Below are 6321 nucleotides of genomic sequence, written 5' to 3' on the forward strand. Positions count from 1 at the left end.
AGGAATCCTTCCGGGCCGCCCTTCTTGGTGCTCTGTGTCCGAGGTGAGGCGAGCCTGCTCGGGCCTCGTATCAGGACGCGGACTGTGCCGCCTGGTCGAGGATCGTGTTGCGGATGTAGGCGGCGTCGCGGTAGCCGCTGACGAACGCCTTGTTGATGAACATTGTGGGCGTGCCGCTGATGCCGTACTGGTGGGCCTGTTCCTTGGCTGCCTTCACCTTGGAGGCGGTGTGGTCGGAGAGCATCGTCTCGCGGAACTTGTCCAGGTCGGGTACGCCCGCCTTGGCCGCGAAGTCGACAAGCGCCTGCTCGGAGTACTGGGGGTGGCCGGTCGGGTCGGCCGCCGCGTACACCACGTCGTGGAACTCCCAGAACTTGCCCTGCTCGCCAGCGGCGATACCCGCCTGCGCGGCCAGGGGCGAGGTCTCGGTGATCTGAGCCAGGTCGTACCACTCCACGCGCAGGGTTCCATCCGCGATGAGATCGGCGAGTGCCGGGTCGACGTCCTGGGCGTACTTCGTGCAGTAGGGGCACGCAAAGTCAGAGAAAAGAACCATCGTCACGGGAGCGTTCACGTCACCCTTCGCCTGCGGGTCGTCAGCCTGGTGGCGCATGAAAGACTTCATGATCTCCAGGTTCTTCGGATTCGTCTGGCTGGGGGCCGCGGTCTCGGTGTTCTGCGGCATCTGTTCGGCCGCGGTCGGCGTGGCCGCCGGGGTTGCCTGGCTCGCCGGAGAGGTGGAGGAGAGCTGAACGCCCATCCACACGCACGCGCCCGCGAGGACCGCGGTGATCGGTGCGGTGACGAAGAACAGGGTCTTGTACAGGTTGGTGGAGGTGTCCTCAGCCTTTTTCTGCGAGGCCTTGGTGTCGTTGCTGGTCATGCTAGCTCCCGGAGAGGATGGGCGTTGTGGCGGGCAGTAAAAAGGTGCGGCACCGCGGTGGCGATGCCGCACCGGAAAAATGGATGCGCGTTAGGAGACGCGGCGACCGCGTCCAGAGGAGCGGATCTCTTCGCGTCGTTCTTCTTCAGTCATTCCACCCCAGATGCCGTAGGGCTCCTGAGCGGCCAGAGCGTAGGACCGGCACTGCTCGATAACCGGGCAGGTCGCGCAGATCGCCTTGGCGTTTGCCGCGCGGCGACGGCGCGTGGAGCCGCGCTCACCCTCGGGGTGGAAGAACAGCTCGGTGTCCAGGTCTCGGCACGCCGCTTCGTACTGCCATTCCCACGCGTCGATCATGGGTCCGGGCAGACGGGAGACGTCAGTCATTGGGTGCCTCCTTCATGTCTGTCGTGCCGACACTTTCGGCACACGATGTCGGCAAGAATAGACACTTGTGCGGTAGTTATTCAAGGATCTTTCTGGAATTATGAGCCAGTTCTCAGATTGAGCGTGCCCGTGCTGTTAAAACGTGGAGAAATGCATGGCGTGCAGAGTGAACAGATTATGAATAACTTTTTGAACAACTTGGGGGTGAGTGTCTTATCCCTTCCTGTGGCGTGCGCGCTGCGAACACGCGAGAATCAGAGCAAGGTACGGACGAGGACCGGAGGGAGCGGACATGCCGCGAGCCATACTGGCGCAGTCGGCGCATGCCGACCGCTCCCGCACCATGTCCTCTGTGTCCGATGAACTGGGAGTATCCCCCTCCACTCTGCGCACGTGGGAACGGCGCTACGGCCTCGGTCCCGCGCAGCGTGAAGCCGGTGAGCGACGCCGCTACCAGCCCGAGGACGTTGACCGTCTGCGCGCCATGATCCACCACGTGCGTGCCGGTATGTCCGCCGCCGAGGCCGCCAAGCGCGCCCTCGCAGAAAGTACGCTCCTGCCTCGTCGAGGCCCGGCGAACGCCGCCCAGCTGCGCTCCGTCGCCCTCTCCGACGACTACCATCGCCTCGAAGAAGTGATCGAGGCCGCCGTCGCAAGCCACGGCCTCGTCCACACCTGGTCGCGATTCGTCGAACCGACACTCAAATCCCTGCGCTCCGCTCCGGGCGGCGAGCCCATCGGCAGCGCGCCCGCCCTCATGCTGGTCAACGCCTTCCAGCGCGTGTGCCGCTCTGTCTATCAGTCCCGCCCCGCCCGCTCCCTCGTCGGAGGGGACCGCGTCGCACTCATCTCCGACTCGCTCCACGAGACCGCCGCCCAGGTCATCGGCATCGCCCTGGCCTGGTACGGCTGCGACGTGCGCATGCTCTCCAGCGAAAACTACGGCGGCGTCAGCACCACCGAACGCTTCCGCGAGTACGTGCGCGGAGGCGTCCCCGCCCTCACCGTCGTCCTCGGATGCGGTTCCGAGTGCGCGCAAACGGTGGAAAACCTCGTCGCGCGCTACGGAGTGCCCACGATCATGGTGGGAGCGGACGCCCCCGAGATCCTCTCGCCCCAGGTACAGCGCGTGCGCACCAACAGCGCCTGCGTCGAGGAGGCCCTCGCCCTCCTCGCGCCCCAGGCCGACCTGGAGCTCGTCGGCCGCTCCTGACGCCCTTGGCGGCTGACGCGCAATTGTGCCCTCAACTGCGCGCACGCGGCCCCCACCTCCGCCCGCGGAGCCGGACAGGTGATACCGTGAAGGCACGTACCGGCAGGAGAACAGTCATGAACGCCCCCTGGAACAACGAAGATCTGCGCCGCGCTTTTGACGCTGATTTTGACGCGCTCGTCGCCTTCGCTTCCCGGTCGAAGGCGCGGGTCGGTTTCGCCTTCCTGCGCGCCGACGGTCAGGTCGACCTCGGGCGTCCCCTCGACGCGCGCATCAGCGCCCGAATGACCCACGTCTTTGCTCTCGCGCAGATGCGGGGCATTGAGGGCGCCGCGCACCTCGTCAGCCACGGCCTGGCCGCCCTCGCAGGCCCCCTGCGCGCTCCGAATGGCTCCTGGTACGCCGAGGTCGTTCCCACGTCAGAGAACAGCGCCACCCCCGTTCCCCGAGCGGTTTTCTCCCAGCGCGCGCAGTCCGCGATGATCGGTGCGGCCGCCGCTGCCGCCATGGTCGGGCACGAGGAGGCGCGTGACCTCCTCGCTGACCTCGAAGCCGACCAAGATCAGCGCTGGTGGGACCCGTGCGCCGGAGCCGTGCGCGAAGAGATTGATGCCGCGACCGGCGCTCGTTCGCCCCTGCGTCGCCTCTCCACCAACCTCGATACCGCGCAGGCCTACCTGGCCGCCTGGGAGGCGACGGGGGAGCGCGTCTGGTTCGACCGTGCGCGCTCGATCCTGCGCCTCGTCGGAGAGATCGCTGCGCGCTGTGCCTTCGCCCTGCCCGACCTCTACGACGAGGAATGGCGCCCCCTGCCCGCCTCCTCCGATCAGGCTCCCGTTGAGCTCATCCGACCCGGAGATACGCTCCCCGGCCTCGGCTTCAAGGCCGCCCGCCTCATCGGGCAGACCTACGCGATCATCACCCACATGGGCGAAAAACCCGGCCCCTGGATGATCGACACCGCGACCGCCCTCTACGACCGCGCCCTCGCCGACGGATGGACGGACGAGGGCGTGGGCGGCATCGTCTACACCCTCGACCCCGCCGGCAGTGTCGCCGCCCCCCAGCGCATGCACTGGGTCGTGTGCGAGGCAGCCAGCGCTGCCCGCGTCCTCGCCGAGGTCGTGGACCCCTCGCGCGCCGCGGACCTCGCCGTCGATTACGCCCGCGCCATCGCCTGGGCCGACTCCCACGCCCGCGCCGGCATGGGCCGCTGGATCCACGAGGTCGCCCCCGACGGTTCCGTCTCCATGCTCGTGTGGGAGGGGCGCCCCGACGCCCTCACCGCCGCCCGCATGCTGGCACGAGGCGCCGCCCCGATTCATCTCACAGTCACCGGCGCGACCGCCGCCCGCTACGCCTCCCAGGCCAGCCGCAGCGCGTCCTCCTGACGGTCCCTGAGGGGCCCCGGCCTCGTCCCCCGATGCCCGGCTTCGAGGCGTGCGCGGAAGCGAGGACGCGAAAGCGCCACGGACCGCCTACAATTGGCCCATGGGAGAACTCGCTACACATGATCCTTTCGGCCTGACCGGCCTCACCTACGACGACGTCCTGCTCCTACCCGAGCTCACGGACGTCGTTCCTTCATCCGTTGACACGAGCAGTCGCCTGACGAAGAACATTTCGCTGCGCATCCCGCTCCTGTCCGCCGCCATGGACACCGTCACCGAGGCGCGCATGGCCATCGCCATGGCCCGCCAGGGCGGCATCGGCATCCTTCACCGCAACCTCTCCATCGAGGAACAGGCCGCGCAGGTCCGCCAGGTCAAGCGCAGCGAATCTGGCATGGTCGAGGACCCGGTGACCGTCGGCCCCGACGCCACCATCGACGAACTCGACAGCCTCTGCGGCCACTACCGCGTCTCCGGCCTGCCCGTCGTGAACGAGGACGGCACCCTCCTGGGCATCATCACGAACCGCGACCTGCGCTTCGTCCCCCAGGACGAGTGGGCTACCCTGCGCGTGCGCGACTGCATGACTCCGCGCGACCAGCTGGTCGTCGGCCAGGTCGGCATCTCCCGCGAACACGCCAAGCACCTGTTGGCCGAGCACCGCGTCGAAAAGCTGCCCATCGTCGACGACAACGACCACCTGACCGGCCTCATCACCGTCAAGGACTTCGTCAAGACCGAGCAGTACCCCAATGCTACGAAGGACTCGCGCGGACGTCTCGTCGTCGGCGCGGCCGTCGGCTACTGGGGCGACACCTGGGAGCGCGCCACCGCGCTGGCCGAGGCCGGTGTGGACGTCCTCGTCGTCGATACCGCGAACGGCGGTGCCCAGCTCGCTCTCGACATGATCCGCCGTATCAAGGCCGATCCGACGTTTGAGGGCATCGACATCATCGGTGGTAACGTCGCCACGACCGAGGGCGCACAGGCGCTCATCGACGCGGGCGTCGACGCCGTTAAGGTCGGCGTGGGCCCCGGCTCGATCTGCACGACCCGCGTCGTCGCCGGCGTCGGCGTCCCTCAGATCACCGCGATCCACCTGGCCGCCAAGGCCTGCGGCCCCGCCGGCGTCCCGCTCATCGCGGACGGCGGCCTGCAGTACTCGGGCGACATCGGCAAGGCCCTCGTGGCTGGTGCTGACACCGTCATGCTCGGCTCCCTCCTCGCCGGCTGCGAGGAGTCCCCGGGCGAGGTCGTCTTCACCAACGGCAAGCAGTTCAAGCGCTACCGCGGCATGGGCTCGCTCGGCGCGATGAGCTCGCGCGGGCGCAAGTCCTACTCCAAGGACCGCTACTTCCAGGCCGACGTCACCTCCGACGACAAGATCGTCCCCGAGGGCATCGAGGGCCAGGTGCCCTACACCGGTTCCCTCGCCCAGGTCATCTACCAGCTTGTCGGCGGCCTGCACCAGACCATGTTCTACCTGGGAGCCTCCACGATCTCCCAGGTCAAGGCCAACGGCCGCTTCGTGCGCATCACCAGCGCGGGCCTGCGCGAGTCGCACCCGCACGACGTCCAGATGACGACGGAAGCGCCGAACTACCACTCCTCTTCGGCGAGGTAATCGCAGACAGAGCATTCGGAATGGGCGGGAGCAGTCGGTGGGCTGCTCCCGCCCGCGCTATCCTAGGGGTGCGAAAACTCACAACAGCGCAAAGGAGCTGCTCACATGCTCATCCTCATCGATCACGCGAACGTCGATTCCATCGCCAAGACCCTGGAATACCTGCCCATCGACGGCGTGACGACCAACCCGACGATCCTGTACCGCGAGGGCAAGGAGCCTCTCGAGGTTCTCCACGCCATCAAGCAGCTCCTGCCCGACGGCGCCCAGCTGCACGTCCAGATCGTCTCCCAGCGCGCCGACGACATGGTCGCCGAGGCCCGTGCGCTGCGCGGCGAGATCGGCGGCAACCTCTTCATCAAGCTCCCCGTCACGCGCGAGGGCTTCGCCGCCATCCCGCGCATTGTGCGCGAAGGCATGCAGGTGACCGCGACCGGTATTCACTCCTCCATGCAGGGCTTCATGGCCGCCAAGGCCGGTGCCCGCTACGTCGCCCCCTACGTCAACCGCATGGACAACTACGGTATCGACGGCGTGCGCGTCGCCTCGGAAATTCACCGCACCCTGCGCTCCTACGACCTGAAGGCCGACGTCCTGGCCGCGTCTTTCAAGAACTCCGAGCAGGTCCTTGAGTTGGTCCGCCAGGGCGTAGGTGCCATCACTGCCGCCCCCGACGTGCTGGCCGCGCTCATCAAGAACCCGGCAACCGACGCCGCCATCGCTGACCAGAACCGCGACTTCGGCTTCCTCGTGGGCGAGCGCCGCACGTGGCTGGATCTCATCAAGGAAAAGTGAGGCTGTAGCGCCACCAGTGTTCCGGGCA

6 protein-coding genes are annotated in these 6321 nt (G+C 67.4%); 4 read left to right on the plus strand and 2 right to left on the minus strand.

What is annotated here, in order from left to right:
* Positions 1-70: 70 nt before the first annotated feature.
* On the minus strand, positions 71-883 hold the full coding sequence (locus HMPREF1137_RS01245; RefSeq protein WP_007587912.1) for a DsbA family protein: 813 nt from the start codon (positions 881-883) through the stop codon (positions 71-73).
* 90 nt (positions 884-973) lie between these two features.
* Positions 974-1270: a WhiB family transcriptional regulator gene (locus tag HMPREF1137_RS01250; protein WP_003790481.1), complete on the minus strand. Its 297-nt coding sequence runs from the start codon at positions 1268-1270 to the stop codon at positions 974-976.
* 292 nt (positions 1271-1562) lie between these two features.
* Here HMPREF1137_RS01250 and HMPREF1137_RS01255 point away from each other — a divergent pair, with 292 nt between their 5' ends.
* From HMPREF1137_RS01255 to HMPREF1137_RS01270, 4 genes are all read left to right on the plus strand, one after another.
* Complete coding sequence (locus tag HMPREF1137_RS01255) at positions 1563-2483, plus strand: MerR family transcriptional regulator (protein ID WP_034496199.1); 921 nt, start codon at positions 1563-1565, stop codon at positions 2481-2483.
* A 116-nt stretch (positions 2484-2599) separates the two neighbouring features.
* Positions 2600-3874, plus strand: coding sequence for an AGE family epimerase/isomerase (locus tag HMPREF1137_RS01260; RefSeq protein ID WP_007587910.1), 1275 nt, complete (start codon positions 2600-2602; stop codon positions 3872-3874).
* Positions 3875-3974: 100 nt separating this feature from the next.
* Complete coding sequence (gene guaB, locus HMPREF1137_RS01265; RefSeq protein WP_007587911.1) at positions 3975-5498, plus strand: IMP dehydrogenase; 1524 nt, start codon at positions 3975-3977, stop codon at positions 5496-5498.
* Positions 5499-5603: 105 nt separating this feature from the next.
* The gene (locus HMPREF1137_RS01270; RefSeq protein WP_003790462.1) at positions 5604-6293 is read left to right on the plus strand and encodes a transaldolase family protein; all 690 of its coding nucleotides are present in this window, start codon (positions 5604-5606) and stop codon (positions 6291-6293) included.
* The last annotated feature ends 28 nt before the right edge of the window (positions 6294-6321 follow it).

Source organism: Actinomyces sp. ICM39 (assembly GCF_000282935.1).
GTDB lineage: Bacteria > Actinomycetota > Actinomycetes > Actinomycetales > Actinomycetaceae > Pauljensenia > Pauljensenia odontolytica_B.